Here is a 24,565-nt window from a genome sequence, read left to right as displayed (position 1 = left end):
GCAATTCATTGTAGATTTAGCATAAGGTGATAAAATGGCGTCCAAAATTTGCAACGTACGATGACGAGCATCGTGCGCAGTTGACAACAAGGTACTTTCAATGACGGTTAAAACACGTTTTGCTCCAAGCCCAACAGGCTATCTTCATGTCGGTGGTGCACGTACTGCACTGTATTCTTGGTTATTCGCTAAAAGCCAGGGCGGTGAATTCGTTTTACGTATTGAAGATACGGATTTAGAGCGTAATTCTCAGGAAGCGGTTGATGCGATTCTTGAAGGCATGACATGGATGGGTTTAGAGTGGGATGAAGGTCCTTACTTCCAATCTAAGCGTTTTGACCGTTACAACGAGGTCGTTGATCGTCTGCTTGCAGAAGACAAAGCTTACAAGTGCTACGCACCAAAAGAGCTATTAGAAGAAATTCGTGCCGAGCAAGAAGCGAACAAAGAAATGCCTCGTTATGATGCTAATCACCCAAAAATTGTTGCAGCAAATGCCGCAGCGGCAGAAGGCGATGCGTGCGTGATTCGTTTCCGCAACCCGACTGAAGGTAGTGTGGTATTTGATGATCAAATCCGTGGTCGTATTGAAATCTCGAACAGCCAAATGGATGACCTGATTATTCGTCGTACTGATGGTGCACCTACATACAACTTTGTTGTGGTTGTTGATGACTGGGATATGGGTATCACACACGTGGTGCGTGGCGAAGATCATATCAATAACACTCCGCGTCAAATTAATATCTATGAAGCACTTGGTGCGCCAGTGCCGACCTTTGCTCACTGTGCAATGATCCTTGGTGATGATGGCGCTAAACTGTCTAAGCGTCACGGTGCGGTTTCAGTTATGCAATACCGTGATGAAGGTTACTTGCCTAATGCACTCAATAACTACCTAGTTCGTTTAGGTTGGTCTCATGGTGACCAAGAAATTTTCTCTACTGAAGAAATGATTAACTTGTTCTCATTAGATGCGATTTCAAAGTCGGCTTCAGCGTTTAACACTGACAAGTTATTGTGGCTTAACAATCACTATATCAAAACGTCAGAGCCAGAGTATGTGGCAAAGTACCTGCAATGGCACCTAGACGAGCAGAAGCTAAATATAGAGAACGGTCCTGCGATCACTGACGTAATTGCACTTGTGGGTGAGCGTTGTAACACGCTCGTTGAGTTGGCACAGCAAGTTCGCTATTTCTATGAAGACTTTTCTGAGTTTGAAGCTGGCGCGGCGAAGAAACATCTGCGTGGCGTAGCAAAAGCTCCGTTAGAAGCCGCGCTTGCGAAAGTGGAAGCGTTGCAAGAGTGGACGACAGAAAACATCAAAGACAAGGTCATTGCGGCAGTTTGTGAAGAGCTTGAAATTGGCATGGGTAAAATCGGTATGCCACTTCGTGTTGCAGTAACAGGTGGTGGTCAATCTCCATCGGTTGATGCGGTAATGGAGCTAGTGGGTAAAGAGCGTGTTATTGCTCGTATTACCATGGCACTTGCCTTTATTGCTGAGCGTGAAGCTAACGCATAACCGGCAGTATTGATAGTAAAAACCGCTGTAGTGACAGCGGTTTTTTATACTTGTAGAATGCGAAAAGGCGACCAATGGTCGCCTTTCGTGATTGCCGCTTAACTTACGAGATATGACTCACGTGCTATTTGGCAAGATAGTCTCGAATAGATTGTTCGATACCTGCTGCATCCAAGCCAAGTTCTGCGTGTAGCTCATCTTGCGAACCTTGCGCTACAAACTTGTCAGGTAAGCCTAGGTTCAGTACCGGCTTGAGTATCTTCTCACTCATCATAAATTCAATGACACCCGCACCCGCACCGCCTGCAATAGCGTTTTCTTCAATCGTGATCAGTACATCATGAGACTGACTTAGCTGTCGGATTAAGGCTTCATCAAGGGGTTTGACAAAGCGCATATCTGCAACCGTCGCATCAAGCGCTTCTGCGGCTACTAGAGCACTGTCTAGGAAGGTGCCAAAAGAGAGAATAGCGACACTACTGCCTTCTCGTACGATACGTCCTTTACCCATTTCTAGCGCTGTAAACGTTGGCTCAGGCGTAGTGCCATTGCCGCTTCCGCGAGGGTAACGAACAGCACTTGGACCGTTATGAGTATGACCAGTGTAGAGCATTTGGCGACATTCATTTTCATCGCTCGGTGCCATAATGACCATATTCGGAATGCATCGCATGAAACTAAGGTCAAATGCCCCTTGGTGTGTTTGACCGTCTGCACCAACTAATCCAGCTCGGTCAATCGCAAACATGACAGGAAGGTTCATAATTGCCACATCATGAATAAGTTGATCATAGCCACGTTGTAAGAACGTAGAGTAGATCGCCACGATAGGGTGGTTGCCGGCGATAGCCATACCAGTTGCCAATGTCACCGCATGCTGCTCAGCAATGGCAACATCGAAATACTGCTCTGGGTACTCTTTAGAAAAGCGCACCATACCAGAGCCTTCTCTCATCGCAGGAGTAATAGCCATGAGTTTAGGATCTTGCGCGGCCATATCACAAAGGAAGTCACCAAATATTTTAGAATAAGTGGGCTTGCTTGAGCTGCTTTTTGGCAGGCTTGAGTGCGACGGGTCGAATTTCGGAACGCCATGATAACCGATTGGGTCTTTCTCTGCGGGTTCATAACCTTTGCCTTTTTTGGTCATGATGTGCAGAAATTGTGGACCTTTCAGTTCGCGCATATTTTTGAGTGTTTTTATCAACTCATTGACATCATGGCCATCAACAGGGCCGATGTAATTGAAGCCAAACTCTTCAAACAACGTGCCCGGAACAATCATGCCTTTCAAGTGTTCTTCGGTACGACGAACCAGCTCCTTAATCGGAGGTAAGCCTGAAAGTGCCTTCTTGCCGCCTTCGCGAATTGAGGTATAAAGGCTACCGGATAGCACCTGTGCTAAATGGTTATTAAGTGCACCGACGTTCTCGGAAATAGACATTTCGTTATCGTTAAGGATAACCAACATGTCTGGGTGGACGTCACCAGCATGGTTGAGAGCTTCGAACGCCATACCAGCTGTGATCGCGCCATCGCCAATCACGCTAACGACTTTACGGTCTTGTTGCTCTTTTTGCGCACTAATCGCAATACCAAGCGCGGCACTGATTGACGTGGATGAGTGACCGACAGACAGCACGTCGTATTCACTTTCTTCACGCCATGGGAATGGATGCAGTCCATCTTTTTGACGAATCGTCGACATTTTGTCGCGACGACCCGTTAGTATTTTGTGTGGGTAAGCCTGATGGCCCACATCCCAGATCAGTTGATCAAATGGGGTGTTATAGACGTAGTGTAAGGCGACAGTAAGCTCAACCGTTCCTAGACCTGAGGCAAGATGGCCGCTGGACTGGCTAACTGAATTTAACAAATACGTCCGCAGCTCTTCGCACAGCTTAGGCAGCGATTCCTTTGGCATCAAACGCAGATCTTCTGGCGTATTTGCTAATGTCAGTGTCGGATATTTGGAAATATCAAGTGTCATAGTAATTCAGCGCTTAGTATTGTTAATTGTTGCGCTCGATGACATATCGGGCGAAATCTTCTAGTAATTGCGTATTGTAGGGGATTGCATCTAAAGCACAAAGCGCTTCTTCGAAAAGAGCCTTAGCTTTTTGTTGTGCACCTTCCAACCCAAGCAGAGCAGGGTAGGTGCTTTTGTTTAACTCTTGGTCGGAACCTTGCGGTTTACCAAGTGTTTCAGTATCTCCAATGATATCAAGGATATCGTCATGTACTTGGAATGCGAGGCCAATAGATTCAGCGTATTTCTCAAGTTGAGGGAGAACAGCGACGCCTTTATCACCTGCGGCTAATGCCCCCAACTGAACGGCACACTTTATTAGAGCGCCAGTTTTATGGCGATGAATCTGTTCCAGTTCATTGATATCAACGAAGCGGTTCTCAGCCTCTAAGTCCAATGATTGACCCACGCACATTCCCGCGGCACCAGATGCAAACGCCAATAGCTTTATCATCTCTATACGTTGTGTTTCAGAGGTAGGGGCAATCGGCCCTTCTGATAGGATAGTAAAGGACAGCGTTTGTAGCGCATCTCCAGCTAAAATCGCTGTCGCTTCATCAAACTCAATATGACAAGTCGCTTGCCCACGTCGCAATTCGTCATCGTCCATCGCGGGTAAGTCATCATGAATGAGCGAATAGGCATGAATGCACTCAATCGCCGCTGCTGGCGTATCGAGCTCTTCCAGTGTGCACCCAAGCATTTGCCCTGTGGCATAAACTAAAAAGGGTCTGGCACGCTTGCCTCCGAGTAGCAGTGCATAGCGCATTGCTTCGGTTAAACGTTGCTTTTGAAATGGGTTGGCGTCTAACCAAGCATCTAATTGCTGGTTGTTTCTTATCTGATAAGACTGCAAAGTCTCGATCATGTCGGTACTCACTTTTGACGTTACTCTGGCTGTTGGGAGAAATCTTGCAGCTCAGCGTTATCGTCTTTGCTAAGAAGAATACTGACTTTTTGTTCTGCATCGGTAAGCTTATGTTGACCTGCTCGTGCGAGAGCGATACCGCGCTCAAACTTTTTGAGTGCATCGTCTAGTGCAAGATCGCCATTTTCAAGTTGCTCGACAAGCTGATCGAGTTCATCGACCGTCGCTTCAAATGACATATTTTCTGGTTTTTTCGTAGCCATAACGTACTTGTTTTATCCGAAATGATCGAACGTTACATGAGCCTCGCCAGATGGTCAAATTAATGGTGCTAAAAATGTAGGTAAGATAGAGTACTGACTGGGTTTCAGGTAAAAAAACATTCGATTTATAGATACTTAAACCGCTAGCTGCTGAGCTTACCCCGTACGTTTTACAGTACTTATGCTCAAAACTGTGATTTTATGGTCATAAATAACTTAAAGATATTGAGGCGCGGTCGATAACCTCAGTATAAAGCGATAGACTCAAGCGCATTATTGATTCAATTAAAATCATGTGCGACGTCAAATGAAAACGGAGTATTGAGTGGATTTAGCGACGCTTGTTGGCCTCATTGGTGGGGTGGCATCAATTATTGTAGCCATGGTGCTTGGCGGAAGCATCATGATTTATTACGACACAACGTCAGTATTTATTGTGATCGGCGGCTCAACGTTTGTTGTGTTAATGAAGTTCACATTGAGCCAGTTCTTTAGCGCGGCAAAAATTGCCGGCAAAGCGTTCATGTTTAAGACGGATGAACCTGAAGACCTTATTGCCAAAATCGTTGAAATGGCGGATGCGGCGCGTAAAGGTGGTTTCCTAGCACTAGAAGAGATGGATATCCAAAATAGCTTTATGCAAAAGGGTATCGACTTATTAGTGGATGGTCATGATGCGGAAGTGGTAAGAAATGCGATGCAAAAAGACATAGCGCTTACCGACGAGCGTCATGTCAAAGGAGCCAGTGTATTCAAAGCATTTGGGGACGTGTCACCCGCGATGGGGATGATTGGTACCTTAATTGGTTTGGTGGCGATGCTTTCTAACATGGATGATCCTAAATCTATCGGACCTGCGATGGCGGTGGCGTTGTTAACGACGCTCTATGGAGCGATATTGTCCAATATGTTGTTTTTCCCAATTGCCGATAAACTGACATTGCGAAGAGAGCAAGAGAAACTCAATCGCCGTCTTATTATGGATGGCGTATTGGCTATTCAAGATGGACAAAACCCACGTGTTATCGATGGCTACTTGAAGAACTACCTTAATGAAAGCAAGCGCGCTTTTGATTTGGACGGTGAGTAATATGCCAGTCCTAGCCGTTGAGCAAGACAGGGAGGCGCTCTAATGGAAGAAGATAAAAAGTGTGACTGTCCGCCCCCTGGTCTTCCTCAGTGGATGGGTACCTTTGCCGATTTGATGTCGCTGTTAATGTGTTTCTTTGTGCTCTTACTTTCATTTTCAGAAATGGATGTATTGAAATTTAAGCAAATTGCTGGCTCGATGAAGTTTGCTTTTGGTGTGCAGAATAGACTGGAAGTGAAGGACATTCCAAAGGGAACAAGCATTATTGCGCAAGAGTTCCGACCTGGGAGACCAGAGCCTACCCCTATTGACGTCATCATGCAGCAAACTATCGACATTACGCAGCAGACATTGGAATTTCAAGAAGGCGATTCTGATAGAGCGGGTGGCAACCAGCGTGATGACGGTAAGATTACCGGTGGTCAAACTGCCGATCGTACCCAGAAAAATCAAATTGGTACGGCATCATCCGAAAGTGAAGATGCGTCGAAAGAGCTAGAGAAATTGGAAGAAGCGATAAAAATGGCGCTTCAACAAGAAATTAAACAAGGTGCGGTTGAGGTGGAAAACCTGGGTCAGCAACTGGTTATTAGAATTGAAGAAAAAGGCGCCTTTCCTGAAGGTTCGGCTTTCCTACAGCCTAAATTTAGGCCGTTGGTGCGTCAGGTTGCGGATTTAGCGAAAGACATTCCCGGTCTAATACGTGTTTCTGGTCATACTGATAACACACCATTAGATTCTGAACTGTATCGTTCAAACTGGGATTTATCTTCTCAAAGAGCTGTCTCCGTTGCGCAAGAAATGGAAAAAGTAAAAGGGTTTTCTCATCAGAGGCTTAGAGTGATAGGGGTTGCAGATACGGAACCGAGAGAGCCTAACGATACAGAAAGACAGCGCGCAAGAAATCGTCGTGTTGAAATTAGTATTATGCAAGGTGAACCTCTCTTTACTGAAGAAGTGTCAGCGAACGGCGAGTAGCCTTGCCGTATGGATACCTGCTTATGAGTTATTATGACGCCAGTGCTTATGCGCTGGCGTTTTTATATCGATGTCGCTTAAAGCGTAGTCAGAAACTGGAATCCAAGACTCAGTTGGGTATATACTTGCGCCCCTGAGAAATTCTGACGTTAACACTATGACGATTTGGCATGGAAATGTCGCCCAGAATTATACTACAGTTGTTATATTGCCCTTACTGTCGGATTAGACAGCATTCCAACGAGATGTGATTAGACTATGAGATTTATCGTAAAGCCCCATCCAGAGATTTTTGTTAAAAGTGACTCAGTGCGTAAGCGCTTTACCAAAATTCTTGAGTCCAATTTGCGTATTATTATTCAACGTCGTACTGAATCTGTCGCGGTGATTAATCGTCGAGATCACATTGAAGTGAGTGCAAACTCGGCGCAATACTACAATGAAGTGTTAGAAATATTGACGCATACATCGGGTATTCACCATGTATTGGAAGTTCAACAATCAGATTTCACGGATTTGCACGATATCTACGAGCAGGTGCTGGAATTGAATGGCGGGCTTTTAGTTGATAAAACATTCTGCGTACGTGCTAAGCGACGTGGGAAGCATGAATTTACGTCGATCGAACTTGAGCGTTATGTTGGCGGCGGTTTAAATCAGGCGATAGAGAGCGCACGAGTTAAACTGAGTAAGCCAGACGTTACCGTTAATGTCGAAGTTTCGAATGATAAACTCAACCAAGTGATTGCTCGCCATAAAGGTCTGGGTGGTTTTCCGCTTGGAACTCAAGAAGACTTGCTAAGCTTGATCTCTGGTGGCTTTGATTCTGGGGTCTCGAGTTATCTGCATATTAAGCGTGGTTCGAAAACGCATTACTGCTTCTTTAATCTTGGTGGGCCTGCTCACGAGATTGGCGTGAAGCAAGTGGCGCACTTTTTGTGGAATAAGTATGGTTCATCGGCAAAAGTGAAATTCATTTCTGTGGATTTTGAACCCGTTGTCGCTGAAATTTTAGAAAAAGTCGATGACGGCCAAATGGGCGTCGTGCTTAAGCGTATGTTTATGCGTGCTGGTGGTATGGTTGCCGAGAAGTTTGGTATTCAAGCTCTCGTCACGGGTGAAGCGCTAGGTCAAGTATCAAGCCAAACCCTGACCAACTTACGTCACATTGATAATGTGACGGATACGTTAATTCTTCGTCCTCTTATCAACTGGGACAAAGAAGATATTATTAATGTCGCCCGTGAAATTGGCACGGAAGATTTCGCTAAAACAATGCCTGAATACTGTGGTGTGATTTCTAAGAAGCCAACGGTTAAAGCGGTAAAAGCGAAACTAGAAGTGGAAGAAGAGAAATTCGATTTCTCAATTCTTGATCAAGTGGTGTCTGATGCAAGAGTAATGGACATCCGTGATATAGAGAAAGAAAGCCAACAGCAAGCACCAGAGGTCGAACAGGTTCAAGCGGTAGAAGAGCACGCGATTGTATTAGATATTCGTAGTGCCGACGAAGAAGAAGAGAGTCCACTTGAGATTGCAGGTGTAGAAGTCAAGCACTTGCCATTCTTTAAGTTAGGGACTCAGTTCGGCGATCTTGATCAAACGAAAACGTACTTACTGTACTGTGATCGTGGTGTAATGAGCCGTCTCCAAGCGTTGTACTTACAAGAGCAAGGCTTTGCTAACGTTAAGGTTTATCGTCCATAGCAATAGGCGATGCCACCGTCTTTATTTGCAGATAAATTTGCTTATAAGTCGATATGATTAAAAGGCGCATTATGCGCCTTTTTTGATCGTGAGATTTAGGCTTTAACGTGGCATTAATCGCTTGCTCGTGGCATTAAGATATAGCTGTATTAGTCATAAATATAATAGCCGTACGAGTCACTGTGTGGGCTTGTAGCTAATCATCTAATTCGCTTAGTCGATCCATTACATCGAGCTTTCCGGCCAATCGTTGGGCACGATAAACCAAAATTGCCCAGACTCCGATTGGCAGTGGACAAAATGTTCAGGCCAGCATGTTAAGGCCTGCGGCTTTGGTCCCGTAAACCCAGTTGCCCACAAATGCTTAGGAAGGGTATACATTGGCTCGGTTAATTTAGCGATGTCTTTTTGGTAGCACCAGAAACCCGCGATATTATGTTCATCTAGATCAAACCCGAGGCATTGCTTCGGCACTGGTTCGATATTGAATGGATTGACGTAGAGTCTTCCTTGCATCAGTAGATGCTTGCTATTGGGAGCTAAATCAGGAAATTGAGCTTTAAACGCATCAGTGTCACTCATCAGTAATTGATGATCTAACATTCTAGACAGCTTCATATCTAAGCGATCTTTTGCATTGGGGCCATACCATCGATTATCTTTTAGCAGATAGAATTTAATGGCGACTTCCCAGTGCTCCAGTGTGGACTGTCGTTTATTGCTAATTAAAAAGTCGATCGCGCCTAGTGTCTTTTTATCCTGTTGCAGTTGTATCTCTTCTGCAACAACGTCGTAGTCTGGGTGCTGCTCAAAATGACGACGGCAGAGCTCTTGATAAAGAAAACCCAAACGTGGATTACCATGATAGGGGGCGGTATCCAGTGGAACGAAGTCTGCCGAAGGGGGCAGCTTTGTTTCTAAACGAGGATCACCATAAGTTAAGCTCGATACTTGACTTATCCATGTTGCAAATTCGGGTAAATAGTCTTTCATCATGAGTTTTATACTTTCCTTTCGACAGCATTAGATTAAATTGCTATAACACTTGGATCAAGCCACAAAGCAGGAATTTGCATGAACCATCTACAACTTGAAGCAATATTGAATGACAAGCTGTCACCGCAACTCATTAAAGACTACTGCCCTAATGGGTTGCAGATTGAAGGCGCGGTAGAGATAAAGAAAATAGTCACCGGTGTGACCGCCTCTCAAGCGTTAATCGATCATGCTATTTTGGTGGGTGCAGATGCTATTCTTGTTCATCATGGTTATTTTTGGAAAGGTGAACCTGAAGCCATCCGTGGTATGAAGGGCAGACGAATTCGTAGCTTGATTAAACACGACATCAACCTTTATGGTTACCACTTACCATTAGATATCCATCCAGAGCTCGGTAACAACGCTCAGTTGGCTGGGTTACTTGATATTGAAGTTGAGGCTGGGTTAGAAGGGCATGCGCAGTCAGTCGCCATGTGTGGACGTTTTAAGACATCGATGTCCGGGAAGGAATTGGCGCAGCGTATTAACAAGGTGTTGAATCGAGAACCACTACATATTGCACCAGAAAATGAAGACAAACTCATAGAAACCATCGGTTGGTGCACCGGTGGTGGTCAAGATTATATTGAAATGGCCGCCGCGCAGGGGCTTGATGCTTTTATCTCGGGTGAAGTATCAGAGCGAACTACGTATACCGCACGTGAGATGGGAATACACTACTTTGCTGCAGGGCATCACGCCACTGAAAGATACGGTGTTAAAGCGTTAGGGGAGTGGCTAGCGGCTGAACATGGCTTGGATGTTGAATTTGTCGATATCGATAACCCAGTATAAATGTTCGCTTTGAGGCAATGGCACTTTAAATGTAATCGCCTATGGCCTATGGCCTATGGCCTATGACCTAAAAAATGGAATCTCCATAAATCGGTTAGGCATAAAAAAGAGCAGCCCTGGCGCTGCTCTTTTTTGTTCGCATTTTCACAAATAGTGCTCAATCAAGCGCTATTTGATACTCAGTTATTCACGTTCATGTAGAGGTCGGAAGTCACGCATTTCTTCACCAGTGTAAAGCTGACGTGGGCGACCAATTCGGTTTGCAGGATCACTGTGCATTTCGTTCCAGTGTGCAATCCAACCAACAGTACGAGACATCGCAAAGATAACGGTAAACATAGAAACAGGAATACCAATTGCCTTCAGAATAATACCTGAATAGAAGTCTACGTTCGGGTAAAGTTTCTTCGAAACGAAGTACTCATCAGACAGTGCAATACGCTCTAGTTCCATCGCCACGTCAAGCAGTGGATCTTGAATGTTGAGCTCTTTAAGCACTTCATGACATGCTTCACGCATAACCGTTGCACGTGGGTCATAGTTCTTGTAAACACGATGACCAAAGCCCATTAAGCGGAATGGGTCATCTTTATCTTTCGCTCTATTAACATACTCTGGAATGTTGTCGACTGAGCCGATTTCTTCCAACATACGTAAACATGCTTCGTTAGCACCGCCATGAGCAGGGCCCCAAAGCGAAGCAATACCCGCTGCAATACAAGCGAATGGGTTAGCACCAGATGAACCAGCAAGACGCACTGTTGAGGTCGATGCGTTTTGTTCGTGGTCCGCGTGCAAAGTGAAAATCTTATCCATAGCACGAGCAACGATAGGATTCACTTCATATTCTTCACATGGGTTCGCAAACATCATGTGTAGGAAGTTTTCCGCGTACGTTAGATCGTTACGTGGGTAGATGAATGGTTGACCGATAGAGTATTTGTAACACATCGCTGCAAGTGTCGGCATCTTCGAAATAAGTCGATATGCTGCGATTTCACGGTGGTTATCGTTATTAACATCTAAAGAGTCATGATAGAAGGCTGCGAGTGCACCAACTACACCACACATTACGGCCATCGGGTGAGCATCACGACGGAAACCGTGGAAGAAACTCGCGATTTGTTCGTGAACCATGGTGTGACGTGTGACCGTTTGTTTGAAGCTTTCATATGCTTCTCGAGTTGGGGCTTGCCCCATGAGAAGGATGTAACATACTTCTAGGTAATCTGCATTGTTAGCCAATTGATCGATTGGGAATCCACGGTGCAGAAGCACACCTTTGTCACCATCGATATAAGTGATTTGAGATTCACAGGATGCAGTGGCAAGAAAACCTGGGTCAAAAGTAAAATAACCATTTGCTCCAAGCTTACGAACATCGACTACTTGTGGTCCTATAGAACCATCCATAATCGGCAGCTCGATCGGCGCTGTACCTTCAATGTGAAGGGTCGCTTTCTTATCCGCCATAACAATCTCCTTTGTTTATTATTTAATCCGTCCAGGATGTTTATGTGCCAATTTTTTACTTTGCTTCGACTTCAAAGTCAATTTATATACGGTTTTGTGTGCACTTGTTATGATTTTTTAAGGAAAAATGGTTAAAAACCTGTGCTGTGTAGCATATTTTGTTACAGCAATTGTATTAGAATGTTGCCAGCCGTATAGTTGCGGTGAAAATTTTGGCTAAGTCCTTATAAAATCGAGGGTGCAAACCGAAGTGAGGTCGGTGACAACTCTGGTTATTTAACATTTTCATTACAATTATCTCGGATGTAATACGAAATAATTGTTAAGTTTATGTTAATTTTTGAGGCTTCCAAGCCAAAGTTTATCTATAACAATAAATGCTCAATGGAGCTGAGTGAGCAAGCCCATGAAAGAAAGAAAGCCCAGACCTGTTAATTTAGATTTACAGACAATTAAAATGCCAATCACGGCAATTGCATCCATCCTGCACCGAGTGTCGGGTGTGATTACTTTTGTGTCGATTGGAATCCTCCTATGGTTACTATCCAAGTCACTTTCCTCCCCTATCGGATTCGCTGAAGCGGCAGACATCGTCGACGGTTTCTTCGTGACGTTTATTCTTTGGGGAATATTGACGGCATTGGCTTACCACATCGTTGGTGGTATTCGTCATTTGCTTATGGATCTTGGTCATTTTGAAGAGCTCGATACTGGAGCTAAAAGTGCCAAGGTTTCCTTCATCTTGACAGGTATCCTGTCGTTGTTGGCGGGAGTATTAGTATGGTAGGTAGTGTTTCTTCAGTTGGTCGTAATGGTGTCCACGATTTCTTATTGATTCGTGCAACGGCGATCATTATGACGCTTTATACGATTTACATCGTAAGCTTTTGTGCCTTTTCTGGCGATATCTCTTATGTGTCATGGACGCAATTTTTTGGTGGGACCTTTACTAAAGTCTTCACTATGCTCGCCCTGACATCAGTACTGATTCATGCATGGATCGGTTTATGGCAAGTTCTTACAGACTATATCAAATGCACCAAGTTACGTGGTGGGCTTCAGCTAGCAATCATTGCAGTGCTTCTTGGTTATTTTTTCTCTGGTTTCTTTATTCTGTGGGGTGCGTAAGTGACTATTCCAGTTAGAGAGTTTGACGCTGTTGTAATCGGCGCTGGCGGTGCGGGTATGCGTGCTGCTCTACAAATTTCGGAGCAAGGCTTAAGCTGTGCTCTTTTATCAAAAGTCTTCCCAACTCGTTCACATACGGTGTCTGCACAAGGTGGTATTACCGTTGCGCTAGGTAATGCGCATGAGGATCACTGGGAACAGCATATGTATGACACGGTAAAAGGCTCCGATTATATCGGCGACCAAGATGCTATTGAGTACATGTGTAAAAACGGACCTGAGTCTGTCATTGAACTTGAAAAAATGGGATTGCCATTTTCTCGCTTTGATAATGGCTCTATTTACCAGCGTCCATTTGGTGGCCAATCCAAAAACTTTGGTGGCGAGCAAGCTGCGCGCACAGCAGCGGCCGCTGACCGTACTGGTCACGCACTGCTTCACACGCTTTACCAGCAAAATATTAAACACAAGACCACTATTTTCTCAGAATGGTATGCCCTTGATCTTGTGAAGAATGAAGACGGCGCCATTATGGGCTGTACAGCACTTTGCATGGAAACTGGCGAAGTGTGCTATTTCAAATCTAAGGCGACGATTTTAGCAACAGGTGGTGCAGGTCGTATTTATGCATCGACAACGAATGCGCATATCAATACCGGGGATGGTGTTGGCATGGCAATTCGTGCTGGTGTGCCAATGCAAGATATTGAGATGTGGCAGTTCCACCCAACAGGCATTGCTGGCGCGGGTGTGTTGGTAACTGAAGGTTGTCGTGGCGAAGGTGGTTATCTACTGAATAAAGACGGTGAGCGTTTCATGGAACGTTATGCACCGAATGCAAAAGATTTAGCAGGTCGTGATGTCGTTGCGCGTTCAATGATGATTGAGATTCGTGAAGGCCGTGGTTGCGATGGCCCTTGGGGACCGCATATCAAACTGAAACTTGATCATTTGGGTAAGGATACGCTTGAGTCGCGTCTGCCTGGTGTTTGTGAGTTGTCTCGTACCTTTGCTCACGTTGATCCTGTTAAGGAACCCATTCCAGTTATTCCAACGTGTCACTACATGATGGGTGGCGTGCCAACTCAAGTTTCAGGACAAGCCATTAAGCAAGATGCCAATGGGTCTGATGTGGAGATTCAAGGTTTATTTGCTTGTGGCGAAATTGCGTCGGTATCGGTACATGGTGCAAACCGTTTAGGTGGCAACTCGTTACTTGATTTGGTTGTATTTGGTCGTGCTACAGGTCTACACCTTGGTGAAACCTTGAAAAAGCAAGCGGATGCGAAACCGGCAACTGACGCGGATATTGAGCGCTCACTAGAACGTTATAACCGTTGGGAAAACAGTACTGGCGGTGAAGATCCTGCACAAATTCGCAAAGACTTGCAGCAATGTATGCAAAACAACTTCTCGGTATTCCGTGAAGGTGATGCGATGGCAAAAGGGCTTGAAGAACTAAAAGTGATTCGTGAACGTTTGAATAATGCTTACCTGTCTGATAAATCAACAGAATTCAACACGCAGCGTATTGAATGTTTAGAGCTTGAAAACCTAATGGAAACGGCATTTGCAACGGCTGTGGCGGCGAACTACCGCACAGAAAGCCGTGGAGCTCATGCTCGATTCGACTTCCCAGATCGTGATGATGAGCAATGGCTATGCCACTCTATCTACAATCCTGAGACAGAAGCGATGTCGAAGCGTGGCGTAAATATGGAACCAGTACATCGTGACGCTTTTCCACCAAAAGCACGTACGTACTAAGAGGAGGACAAAATTATGCAACTGAATTTCTCTTTGTATCGTTACAACCCCGATGTCGATCAGAAGCCTTACATGAAAGACTACACCCTTGAGGTGGATGAAGGCTCAGATATGATGTTACTTGATGCTTTGATTTTGCTTAAAGAGCAAGATCCTAGTATTTCATTTAGACGTTCTTGCCGTGAGGGTGTATGTGGCTCTGATGGTCTAAACATGAACGGTAAAAATGGTCTGGCGTGTATCACACCGTTGTCTGCTTTGCAGGGTGACAAGATAATTATTCGTCCTTTACCAGGGTTACCTGTCGTACGAGACTTGATTGTCGACATGACTCAGTTTTATGATAACTACTCGAAAGTTAAGCCGTTTCTCGTTTCTGATGGCAATTTGCCTCCTTCAAGAGAGAACTTACAATCTCCTGAAGAACGAGCACATCTTGATGGACTTTATGAGTGTATCATGTGTGCGTGTTGTACGACGTCGTGTCCTTCTTTCTGGTGGAACCCAGACAAGTTTATTGGACCTGCTGGTTTACTGGCGGCTTATCGTTGGCTGATTGATAGCCGTGATACGGCGACAGAGGAACGATTATCTGAACTGGATGATGCATTTAGCGTATTTCGTTGTCACGGTATCATGAACTGTGTCAGTGTATGCCCTAAGGGATTAAATCCAACAAAAGCGATCGGACACATTAAATCGATGTTAGTGAACCGTTCGATTTAAACAAATCCGGCGTTGTTTTAGTCTATAAATATTGTCGATTCGAGTAGAGGGCTCACTCTGTGAGAATCGACTTTCGATAGCTCGGCTTAGACCGCAGCAACTATGAAAACTACTGGTAAGGGAAAATATGCACAACGGCGTGATGAAGGCATGGCTCGAGTCTTCACACTTGGCTGGCGCCAATGCAACCTACGTAGAGGACCTCTACGAACTGTATCTAAGTGATCCCGAACAGGTAAGTGAAGAGTGGAGACGTGTTTTTGATGGGTTGCCTATGCAGCCTGACGATGTGGTTGAACAACCGCATTCACGTGTCCGTGATTACTTCCGACGACTCGCTAAAGAAACAAAGCATTCAAGTGCCCAAGTAAGTGATCCTGAAGTCGATGCTAAGCAAGTAAAAGTACTACAGCTTATCAACGCATACCGCTTTCGCGGTCATCAAGCAGCAGATCTAGACCCATTAGGGTTGTGGAAGCGTCCCCCCGTGGCAGAACTTGAACCTGCATTCCACTCCTTAACGGATGATGATTTAGACGAAACCTTTAACGTAGGTTCTTTTGCCATTGGCCAAGAGAGCATGACGTTGAGAGACCTGCATAAAGCCCTACAAAAAACCTATTGTGGTTCTGTTGGCGCTGAATACATGCACATGACGAACACAGAGCAAAAGCGTTGGATTCAGCAACGACTTGAATCTGTAGTCGGTCAGCCCTCCTTTGATGAAGACCAAAAAAACACCTTTTTAGAAGAATTGACAGCAGCTGAAGGTCTTGAGCGCTATTTAGGCGCCAAATTCCCAGGTGCTAAGCGATTTTCTTTAGAAGGGGGTGATGCCCTAGTTCCAATGACGAAAGAGCTCATTCGTCATGCGGGTGCATGCGGTTTACGCGAAGTGGTGATTGGGATGGCCCACCGAGGTCGACTTAATATGCTGGTCAACGTCTTGGGCAAAAAACCACAAGACTTGTTTGATGAATTTGCGGGTAAGAAGCACGACGATACTTGGGGTACCGGTGACGTTAAATATCACCAAGGTTTCTCTGCCGATTTCGCGACACCAGGTGGGGATGTGCATTTAGCATTAGCATTCAACCCTTCTCACCTAGAGATCGTTAACCCGGTGGTTATTGGTTCTGTGCGAGCGCGTCAAGATCGCCTTGGTGATAAAGATGGCAGCATGGTACTCCCTATTACTATTCACGGTGACTCTGCTATTGCAGGGCAAGGTGTAGTAGCCGAAACATTCAACATGTCGCAAGCTCGTGGTTTCCGAGTGGGTGGTACGGTTCGAATCGTGGTCAATAACCAAGTTGGCTTTACCACGTCAAACCCACACGACATGCGCTCTACCATGTACTGTACTGACATTGCCAAGATGGTACAGGCGCCAATCTTCCATGTTAATTCTGATGATCCAGAAGCGGTCGCGTTCGTTACTCGCATCGCACTTGATTTTAGAAACACGTTCCACAAAGACGTGATTATTGACCTCGTTTGTTACCGTCGCCATGGTCACAATGAAGCGGATGAGCCGAATGCAACTCAACCGTTGATGTATCAGAAGATCAAAAAACACCCAACACCACGTAAGCTATACGCAGATGTATTGATTGAGCGTAATGAGAGCGATATCGAAACGGCGACTCAGATGGTGAACGAATATCGTGATGCATTAGATCGCGGTGAAGTGGTTGTTAAAGAATGGCGGCCGATGGCACTCCATTCTGTTGACTGGTCTCCTTATCTTGGACATGAGTGGGATATGGAATGGGATAGCGCGGTTGGCAAACAACGCGTGGTCGAACTAGGCGAACGCCTAGGGCAGCTTCCAGAAAGTCATAAACTACAAAGCCGAGTCAATAAACTCTACAACGATCGCGCTGCCATGATGAGTGGCGAGAAGATGGTTGACTGGGGTATGGCAGAAACACTGGCTTACGCGACCATTCTTGATGATGGTAAGCGTATCCGTATTTCAGGTCAGGATGCAGGGCGAGGTACGTTCTTCCATCGACACTCTGTGCTTCATAACCAAGATGATGCGAGTACATACATACCGCTTGCGAATATCCACGATAAACAGGGTCCATTCCAAGTGTTTGACTCCGTTTTATCAGAAGAGGCGGTGTTAGCATTTGAGTATGGTTACGCAACGGCTGAACCAAGTGGTTTAACCATTTGGGAAGCTCAGTTTGGTGATTTTGCTAACGGTGCCCAAGTGGTGATCGATCAGTTTATCTCGTCTGGGGAGCAAAAGTGGGGACGTTTATGTGGTTTGACCATGTTGCTACCTCACGGCTACGAAGGACAAGGGCCTGAGCACTCATCTGCGAGACTAGAACGCTACTTGCAACTTTGCGCAGAGCAAAACATGCAAGTCATTATTCCATCAACGCCAGCACAGGTTTATCACATGATACGCCGTCAGGTTGTACGACCAATGCGTCGTCCGTTGATTGTGATGTCACCAAAATCACTACTTCGTCACCCTCTATGTACATCAAGCTTAGATGACTTAGCTTCAGGTACATTTGAACCCGCGATTGGTGAGGTAGATGACCTTAATCCAGAGAACGTAAAACGTGTGATTTTCTGCTCTGGTAAAGTGTACTTTGATCTTCTAGAGCAGCGTCGTAACAATGAGCAAGAAGACGTTGCGATTGTACGTATTGAACAGCTTTATCCATTCCCACTGGATGACGTTCGAGCGAAAATTTCGAAGTATACCAATGTACAAGACGTGGTGTGGTGTCAAGAAGAGCCACAAAACCAAGGCGCTTGGTATTCAAGCCAACACAATTTCCGAGCAGCGATTCCTGTCGGTGTTGACCTGAAATATGCAGGCCGTCCAGCTTCTGCTTCACCAGCAGTTGGTTATATGTCAGTACACTTGAAACAACAGAAAGCGTTGATCGAAGACGCGTTGACCTTGATTAAGAACTAGAAGTAAAAGGAAGAAACAGATATGACAATTGAAATTCTGGTTCCAGACTTACCTGAATCTGTCGCAGACGCAACCGTCGCGACTTGGCATAAGAAACCAGGCGAAGCAGTGGCTCGAGACGAAGTCATTGTAGACATTGAAACGGATAAAGTTGTTCTTGAAGTCCCTGCGCCAGAAGCCGGTGTACTGGAAGAAATCATTCAAGAAGAAGGGGCGACGGTTCTATCTAAAGAATTGATTGCACGTTTGAAGCCGGGTGCGGTAGCGGGCGAACCAACAACAGATACAACCGATTCAACTCAGGCTTCGCCTGACAAACGCCACAAAGCCGCGCTAACCGAAGAGTCAAATGACTCGTTAAGCCCAGCGGTTCGCCGTTTGCTTGCTGAACATAGTTTGAAGGCTGAAGATGTGAAGGGTTCTGGCGTAGGCGGCAGAATCACTCGCGAAGACATTGAAGCACACCTTGCAGCTGCTAAGAATGCGCCTAAAGCAGAAGAGGCCGCTGCGGTTGCCCCTATTTCAGCACGTAGCCAAAAACGAGTTCCAATGACTCGACTTCGTAAGCGTGTTGCAGAGCGTCTGCTTGAAGCGAAAAATAGTACTGCAATGTTAACGACATTCAATGAAGTTAACATGAAGCCAATTATGGACCTGCGTAAGCAGTATAAAGACCAGTTTGAGGAGCGTCATGGTACGCGCCTAGGCTTTATGTCTTTCTATGTTAAAGCTGTGACGGAAGCGTTGAAACGCTTCCCTGAAGTGAACGCATCCATTGATGGTGAAGAAATTGTTTATCACAATTACTTTGACATCAGCATGGCAGTGTCGACCCCACGTGGTCTAGTGACGCCAGTTCTTAAAGACTGTGATACTTTAGGTTTTGCTGATATTGAAAAAGGCATTAAAGAGTTAGCCATCAAAGGTCGCGACGGTAAGTTAACGGTCGAAGAGCTGACGGGTGGTAACTTTACCATCACTAACGGTGGTGTTTTTGGTTCATTGATGTCAACGCCAATTATCAACCCACCACAAGCGGCTATTTTGGGTATGCATAAAATCCAAGACAGACCAATGGCGGTGGATGGAAAAGTTGAAATTTTACCAATGATGTACCTAGCGCTGTCTTACGATCACCGTCTTATTGATGGTCGAGAGTCGGTTGGTTTCTTGGTAACAATTAAAGAACTATTAGAAGACCCAGCACGCCTATTGCTTGATGTATAACGTATTGTTCGATGTGTAAATTGCTCGATACGTAACAAAACAATAGATAACAACGTGTTGTTTTTTCATTGGGGTGTGTAGTCACCCCAAGTAAAAGGAGCTAGGCCGGCTCAGCGTCTAGCTCTTATTTAGCCCTTTAATGGGTGATTCGTAGAAGTACCTCCTACAGACGTACGGCCAACTTATCGGCTTTATGGAAATAATAAATCCCTTTAGGGATAAACAAATGGAATAACGAAATGAATTTGCATGAATACCAAGCCAAACAGCTGTTTGCAGAATTCGGTTTGCCTGTACCAGAAGGCTTTGCATGTGATACGGCCCAAGAAGCGTTCGAAGCGGCTGGCCGCATTAGCACAGAGAAGAAAGTCGTTAAATGTCAGGTTCACGCTGGTGGTCGCGGTAAAGCGGGTGGCGTTGAACTTCATGATACGAAAGAAGGCGTTAAAGAGTTTGCTCAGAAATGGCTAGGAAAAAACCTGGTTACTTTTCAAACTGACGCAAATGGTCAGCCAGTTACCAAAATCTTGGTTGAAGAAGCTTCAAACATCGCAAATGAACTGTATCTAGGTGCAGTGGTTGACCGTGCAACGCGTCGTATCGTGTTCATGGCATCAACAGAAGGTGGTGTAGACATTGAAAAGATTGCTGAAGAGACACCTGAACTCATCCACCAAGCAGCCATTGACCCGCTTGTCGGTCCTCAAGCATACCAAGGCCGTGAGCTAGCATTTAAGCTGGGTCTTGTTGGCGACCAGATTAAACAGTTCGTTAAGATTTTCTTAGGTCTTGGCAATATGTTTGCTCAGTATGACTTAGCTCTGCTTGAAATCAATCCTCTTGTTGTCACGGCGGAAGGTAACCTTCTTTGTCTTGATGGCAAGATTAACATCGACTCGAACGCAATGTATCGTCAGCCTAAGCTTCGTGAGATGCACGATCCATCACAAGAAGATGAGCGTGAAGCACATGCTGCACAGTGGGAACTTAACTACGTAGCGCTTGATGGCAGCATTGGTTGCATGGTAAACGGTGCCGGTTTGGCAATGGGTACGATGGATATCGTCAACCTACACGGCGGCCAACCGGCAAACTTCCTTGATGTAGGGGGCGGTGCGACAAAAGAGCGTGTAACAGAAGCGTTCAAGATCATCTTGTCTGACACTAATGTAAAAGCGGTTCTTGTTAATATCTTCGGTGGTATTGTTCGCTGTGACCTGATTGCTGATGGCATCATTGGTGCAGTGGAAGAAGTGGGCGTTAAGGTCCCTGTTGTCGTTCGTCTTGAAGGTAACAACGCACCTCTAGGTTCGCAAAAATTGGCGGAAAGTGGTCTAAATATCATAGCTGCGACTTCTCTAACTGAAGCTGCGGAAAAAGTTGTTGCTGCAGCGGAGGGCAAATAATGTCTGTACTAATTAATAAAGATACTAAAGTTATTTGTCAGGGTTTCACTGGTGGTCAAGGTACGTTCCACTCAGAACAAGCGATTGATTACGGAACACAAATGGTTGGTGGTGTATCGCCAGGTAAAGGCGGTCAAACTCACCTTGGTCTGCCGGTATTTAACACGGTTCGTGAAGCGGTAGAAACCACAGGTGCAACTGCATCTGTTATCTATGTACCTGCGCCATTTTGTAAAGATGCGATACTAGAAGCGATTGATGCGGGCATCAAGCTTATCGTCACTATTACTGAAGGCATTCCAACGCTTGATCTTTTAGACGTAAAAGTACGTTTAGATGAAGCGGGTGTTGTGATGATTGGTCCTAACTGCCCTGGTGTAATCACACCGGATGAATGTAAGATTGGTATCATGCCTGGTCACATTCATAAGAAGGGTAAAGTGGGCATCGTGTCTCGCTCAGGAACCTTAACGTATGAAGCGGTTAAGCAGACAACAGATGAAGGCTTTGGTCAGTCTACATGTGTTGGTATCGGTGGTGACCCGATTCCAGGTTCAAACTTTATCGATATCTTGAAATTGTTCCAAGACGATCCAGAGACGGAAGCGATCGTGATGATCGGTGAAATCGGCGGAACAGCGGAAGAAGAAGCGGCTGCCTTTATCAAGGCAAACGTGACAAAACCCGTTGTTTCCTACATTGCTGGCGTAACAGCGCCTCCAGGTAAGCGCATGGGTCATGCTGGTGCAATTATCTCTGGTGGTAAAGGGACAGCAGAAGACAAATTTGCCGCGCTTGAAGAAGCGGGCGTGAAAACCGTGAAAAGCTTAGCTGACATTGGTTCAGCACTTCGCGAAGTAACAGGTTGGTAATCGCCATTTTTGTCTAAATAAACATACATTTCAACGTGTTACTTGTATTGGAAGCACGTTTGAATAGGTTTTCAAGAGGGCTCCGATAGGAGCCCTTTTTTATTACAGGAGATTTAGTTTAAGCGGTGTTTTTAGCAGTTTATTGCTCGAGTCGGTCTAATCTCGCGCAGGCATTAGCTGGGCTAATAAGAAAAAAGCGGCAGCGCTGATGACGACAGAGGGACCCGCTGGCGTATCGTAGAACCAAGAAAGGCTTAAGCCACAAAGTACTGCGATCATGCCAATGATGGAGGCGGTACAGGCCATGGTTTCCGGAGTTCGAGTGAATTTTCGAGCTGTGGCAGCAGGAATGATAAGTAATGACGTCATGATAAGCGCCCCGACAAACTTCATACCGATCGCAATGACAAGTCCAACCATTATCATGATCAACAGGCGCATCAAATCCACATTAATGCCTTCAACTGCGGCCAGATCTTCACTGACGGTTGTCGAGAGTAAAGAGCGCCAAAAAATAAATAACAACGCGCCAATAACCAAAACACCCGCATAAATATACGCAAGATCAGTCGGAGAAACGGCAAGTAAGTCGCCAAACAGATAACTCATAAGATCGACGCGAATGTTGTCGAGAAAACTGACGGCTACCAGCCCGAGAGACAAGGCGCTGTGCGCTAAAATACCGAGCAACGTATCGGTGGCGACAAGTTGCTGCTTTTGCAATGTTACTAATATGACAGCCAGTGCCATACAACATATGATCAGAGCCAAATAGAGGTTGATGTCAAACAAAAAACCAAGCGCAAGCCCCATTAGAGAGGCGTGCGCCAGCGTGTCACCGAAATACGCCATCTTTCGCCAAACCACAAAAGAACCAAGTGGCCCTGCGATTAAGGCGATACCAAGTCCGGCAAAAATAGAAGGAAGTAAGAACTCAATCATGGTGAGTGTGCCCATGTGTATGATGCTCGCATTGCGATGCGTCCCCCGTCACTGTTTCACCGGATAAATCGTGATGATGATGGGTGTGTTGGTGTTGATAAAAAGCCAAGGTTTCCTTCGTTTCTATACCAAATAACGCGATATAAGAAGGATGTTGGGTGATAGTTTGTGGGTTACCTTGGCAACAAATATGATGGTGAAGACAAATGACGTTGTCGGATTTCGCCATCACGAGGTGAAGATCATGAGAGACCATAAACACCGCACAGCCAAATCGGTGACGAATATTGTCTATTAAATCATATAAGTCGATTTGCCCTTGTACATCCACCCCTTGAGCTGGCTCATCCAATACCAGTAGGTCAGGCCGTTGGAGAAGAGCTCTGGCGAGTAATACTCGTTGATTTTCCCCGCCCGACAGTTGATGCATATTACTTTTCATAAGGTGCTCAGCGCCAACTAGTTTAAGGGCGTCTAGTTGTTCTTGTGCGCTATATTTTCCAGCAAGCGCTAAGAATCGCCCGACATCAAGGGGTAGCGTTTCATTGAGTTTTAGTTTTTGCGGGACATAACCGATTCTTAGTTTTTTCGCACATTCAATACGGCCAAGGTAGCGCTTTTGAAGCCCAAGCAATACTTTGACTAAGGTAGACTTACCTGCGCCGTTGGGGCCAATTAGGGTGAGGATTTGACCTTTCTTTATCGTCAGCGTGATGTTATCGAGCACACGACGCTTACCGAACTCGACGGACACCCCATCGAGTCGAATTAATTCGGACATGAATAGAACTCATTTGCAAATGCTAAGTGTTATAATGTAACATTTAAACTTCTCTTAAGCCAGTCTACCACTTGAGGTCCACATGTTGCGTTATCTTTCCTTTGCTGCTTTAGCAATACTTGTTCCAATAAAATCCCAGGCGATTGAGGTGCTAAATAGCATCAAGCCGTTTGAAATGATCGCCCACGAGCTCATTCTAGAAGGGCAAACTACCTCTTCGTTATTGAACGCAAATGCCTCCCCTCATGACTACGCGATGCGACCTTCAGACGTTAAGCGATTGCATAGTAGTGACATCGTCGTTTGGTTTGGTCCTGACTTGGAGAGTTTTCTGGCCAAATCGCTCGACGGAAAATCGAACGTGGTTAAAGTAGTGGATATTGAGGGGTTGTCATTGCGGGAGTTTGGCGATGACGATCATGGTCATGAAGGACATCACCATGGTAGCTATGATCCCCATGTTTGGTTAGGGCCTAAACAAGCACTAAGTGTCGCTCAAGCTATCAGCGCTAAATTGATAGAGTTGGATCCAGATAATAGAATTCAATATGAGAACAAACTGGCGAAATTCGCAGCTAACCTCAGCCAGACTGAAAGCGAAATAAAACAGAATTTTGCGCCGATTCAAACGGAAGGCTACTATGTTTTTCATGATGCTTATGGGTATTTTGAATCCTATTTTTCTCTTAACAATTTAGGTCACTTTACTGTTAGCCCTGAGCGAAAGCCAGGAGCTAAGACGTTGATCAATATTAAAACAACACTGAAGGAAAAGCAGGTGAAGTGCGTATTTGCTGAGCCGCAATACACGCCTGCTGTGATTGAATCGGTCACTCGCGGTACAGGTACAAAGATCGGTCGTCTTGATCCTCTAGGAACGGATATTGTTATTGAGGATGGCAGCTACTTTGTGTTTCTTCATACACTGTCAAACAGCTTATCTGATTGTCTATCTCAGTAGTCATTACTCGTTGAGCTATGCTCTGAATAGTAGATAGAT

The 24,565-nt window shown here is 45.3% G+C and carries 21 protein-coding genes; 14 read left to right on the top strand and 7 right to left on the bottom strand.

Going from position 1 to position 24,565, the window contains the following annotated elements:
- Positions 1-100: 100 nt before the first annotated feature.
- Complete coding sequence (gltX, locus tag M9196_RS00625) at positions 101-1,528, top strand: glutamate--tRNA ligase (protein ID WP_250615598.1); 1,428 nt, start codon at positions 101-103, stop codon at positions 1,526-1,528.
- A 124-nt stretch (positions 1,529-1,652) separates the two neighbouring features.
- On the opposite strand, the gene dxs is transcribed toward gltX, so the two are convergent.
- From dxs to xseB, 3 genes are read right to left on the bottom strand one after another with little or no spacing between them, the layout of a single operon-like run.
- Positions 1,653-3,518, bottom strand: coding sequence for a 1-deoxy-D-xylulose-5-phosphate synthase (dxs, locus tag M9196_RS00620; RefSeq protein ID WP_250615597.1), 1,866 nt, complete (start codon positions 3,516-3,518; stop codon positions 1,653-1,655).
- Between the two features lie 22 nt (positions 3,519-3,540).
- On the bottom strand, positions 3,541-4,425 hold the full coding sequence (gene ispA / locus M9196_RS00615) for a (2E,6E)-farnesyl diphosphate synthase (RefSeq protein WP_250615596.1): 885 nt from the start codon (positions 4,423-4,425) through the stop codon (positions 3,541-3,543).
- 20 nt (positions 4,426-4,445) lie between these two features.
- Positions 4,446-4,688, bottom strand: a complete 243-nt coding sequence (gene xseB / locus M9196_RS00610; protein ID WP_250615595.1) for an exodeoxyribonuclease VII small subunit — start codon at positions 4,686-4,688, stop codon at positions 4,446-4,448.
- Positions 4,689-5,013: 325 nt separating this feature from the next.
- On the opposite strand from xseB, the gene pomA reads away from it, so the two are divergent.
- From pomA to thiI, 3 genes are all read left to right on the top strand, one after another.
- Positions 5,014-5,778: a flagellar motor protein PomA gene (gene pomA, locus M9196_RS00605; RefSeq protein ID WP_250615594.1), complete on the top strand. Its 765-nt coding sequence runs from the start codon at positions 5,014-5,016 to the stop codon at positions 5,776-5,778.
- 42 nt (positions 5,779-5,820) lie between these two features.
- Positions 5,821-6,756, top strand: coding sequence for a flagellar motor protein MotB (locus tag M9196_RS00600; RefSeq protein WP_250615593.1), 936 nt, complete (start codon positions 5,821-5,823; stop codon positions 6,754-6,756).
- Positions 6,757-7,014: 258 nt separating this feature from the next.
- Complete coding sequence (gene thiI / locus M9196_RS00595; protein WP_250615592.1) at positions 7,015-8,463, top strand: tRNA uracil 4-sulfurtransferase ThiI; 1,449 nt, start codon at positions 7,015-7,017, stop codon at positions 8,461-8,463.
- A gap of 225 nt (positions 8,464-8,688) precedes the next feature.
- Here thiI and M9196_RS00590 read toward each other — a convergent pair whose 3' ends face one another.
- Entirely contained in the window at positions 8,689-9,456 is a 768-nt protein-coding gene (locus M9196_RS00590) for a DUF1853 family protein (RefSeq protein WP_406707607.1), read from the bottom strand.
- Between the two features lie 81 nt (positions 9,457-9,537).
- Here M9196_RS00590 and M9196_RS00585 point away from each other — a divergent pair, with 81 nt between their 5' ends.
- Complete coding sequence (locus tag M9196_RS00585; RefSeq protein ID WP_250615590.1) at positions 9,538-10,296, top strand: Nif3-like dinuclear metal center hexameric protein; 759 nt, start codon at positions 9,538-9,540, stop codon at positions 10,294-10,296.
- A 183-nt stretch (positions 10,297-10,479) separates the two neighbouring features.
- Here M9196_RS00585 and M9196_RS00580 read toward each other — a convergent pair whose 3' ends face one another.
- On the bottom strand, positions 10,480-11,769 hold the full coding sequence (locus M9196_RS00580; protein ID WP_250615589.1) for a citrate synthase: 1,290 nt from the start codon (positions 11,767-11,769) through the stop codon (positions 10,480-10,482).
- Between the two features lie 394 nt (positions 11,770-12,163).
- Between M9196_RS00580 and sdhC the strand changes: the two genes are divergently transcribed.
- The 8 genes from sdhC (at position 12,164) to sucD (ending at position 21,842) form a co-directional block, all read left to right on the top strand.
- Complete coding sequence (gene sdhC / locus M9196_RS00575) at positions 12,164-12,556, top strand: succinate dehydrogenase cytochrome b556 subunit (RefSeq protein WP_250615588.1); 393 nt, start codon at positions 12,164-12,166, stop codon at positions 12,554-12,556.
- On the top strand, positions 12,550-12,897 hold the full coding sequence (gene sdhD / locus M9196_RS00570) for a succinate dehydrogenase, hydrophobic membrane anchor protein (protein WP_250615587.1): 348 nt from the start codon (positions 12,550-12,552) through the stop codon (positions 12,895-12,897). The genes sdhC and sdhD overlap by 7 nt, the downstream gene beginning before the upstream one ends.
- Positions 12,898-14,664 carry a succinate dehydrogenase flavoprotein subunit gene (sdhA, locus tag M9196_RS00565; protein ID WP_250615586.1) on the top strand — a complete coding sequence of 589 codons (1,767 nt, stop codon included), beginning with the start codon at positions 12,898-12,900 and terminating at the stop codon, positions 14,662-14,664.
- A gap of 15 nt (positions 14,665-14,679) precedes the next feature.
- Positions 14,680-15,390 (top strand): succinate dehydrogenase iron-sulfur subunit, encoded by a 711-nt coding sequence (locus M9196_RS00560; protein WP_250615585.1) that lies wholly within the window; start codon positions 14,680-14,682, stop codon positions 15,388-15,390.
- A gap of 127 nt (positions 15,391-15,517) precedes the next feature.
- Positions 15,518-18,337 (top strand): 2-oxoglutarate dehydrogenase E1 component, encoded by a 2,820-nt coding sequence (gene sucA / locus M9196_RS00555; protein WP_250615584.1) that lies wholly within the window; start codon positions 15,518-15,520, stop codon positions 18,335-18,337.
- Between the two features lie 21 nt (positions 18,338-18,358).
- Positions 18,359-19,564, top strand: coding sequence for a 2-oxoglutarate dehydrogenase complex dihydrolipoyllysine-residue succinyltransferase (gene odhB / locus M9196_RS00550; RefSeq protein ID WP_250615583.1), 1,206 nt, complete (start codon positions 18,359-18,361; stop codon positions 19,562-19,564).
- A 239-nt stretch (positions 19,565-19,803) separates the two neighbouring features.
- Positions 19,804-20,970: an ADP-forming succinate--CoA ligase subunit beta gene (gene sucC / locus M9196_RS00545; protein WP_250615582.1), complete on the top strand. Its 1,167-nt coding sequence runs from the start codon at positions 19,804-19,806 to the stop codon at positions 20,968-20,970.
- Positions 20,970-21,842 carry a succinate--CoA ligase subunit alpha gene (gene sucD / locus M9196_RS00540; RefSeq protein ID WP_250615581.1) on the top strand — a complete coding sequence of 291 codons (873 nt, stop codon included), beginning with the start codon at positions 20,970-20,972 and terminating at the stop codon, positions 21,840-21,842. The genes sucC and sucD overlap by 1 nt, the downstream gene beginning before the upstream one ends.
- 156 nt (positions 21,843-21,998) lie before the next feature.
- On the opposite strand, the gene znuB is transcribed toward sucD, so the two are convergent.
- Together znuB and znuC are read right to left on the bottom strand one after the other, a co-directional pair.
- The gene (gene znuB / locus M9196_RS00535; protein ID WP_250615919.1) at positions 21,999-22,784 is read right to left on the bottom strand and encodes a zinc ABC transporter permease subunit ZnuB; all 786 of its coding nucleotides are present in this window, start codon (positions 22,782-22,784) and stop codon (positions 21,999-22,001) included.
- Positions 22,777-23,565 carry a zinc ABC transporter ATP-binding protein ZnuC gene (gene znuC, locus M9196_RS00530; protein WP_250615580.1) on the bottom strand — a complete coding sequence of 263 codons (789 nt, stop codon included), beginning with the start codon at positions 23,563-23,565 and terminating at the stop codon, positions 22,777-22,779. The genes znuB and znuC overlap by 8 nt, the downstream gene beginning before the upstream one ends.
- Positions 23,566-23,647: 82 nt before the next feature.
- On the opposite strand from znuC, the gene znuA reads away from it, so the two are divergent.
- Positions 23,648-24,526: a zinc ABC transporter substrate-binding protein ZnuA gene (gene znuA / locus M9196_RS00525; RefSeq protein ID WP_284677040.1), complete on the top strand. Its 879-nt coding sequence runs from the start codon at positions 23,648-23,650 to the stop codon at positions 24,524-24,526.
- Positions 24,527-24,565 lie beyond the last annotated feature (39 nt).

The sequence above is a fragment of the Vibrio methylphosphonaticus genome, assembly GCF_023634655.1.
Classification (GTDB): Bacteria; Pseudomonadota; Gammaproteobacteria; order Enterobacterales; family Vibrionaceae; genus Vibrio; species Vibrio methylphosphonaticus.
The sequence above is the reverse complement of the archived record's forward strand: the minus strand, read 5'-3'. Positions and strand labels throughout refer to the sequence as shown.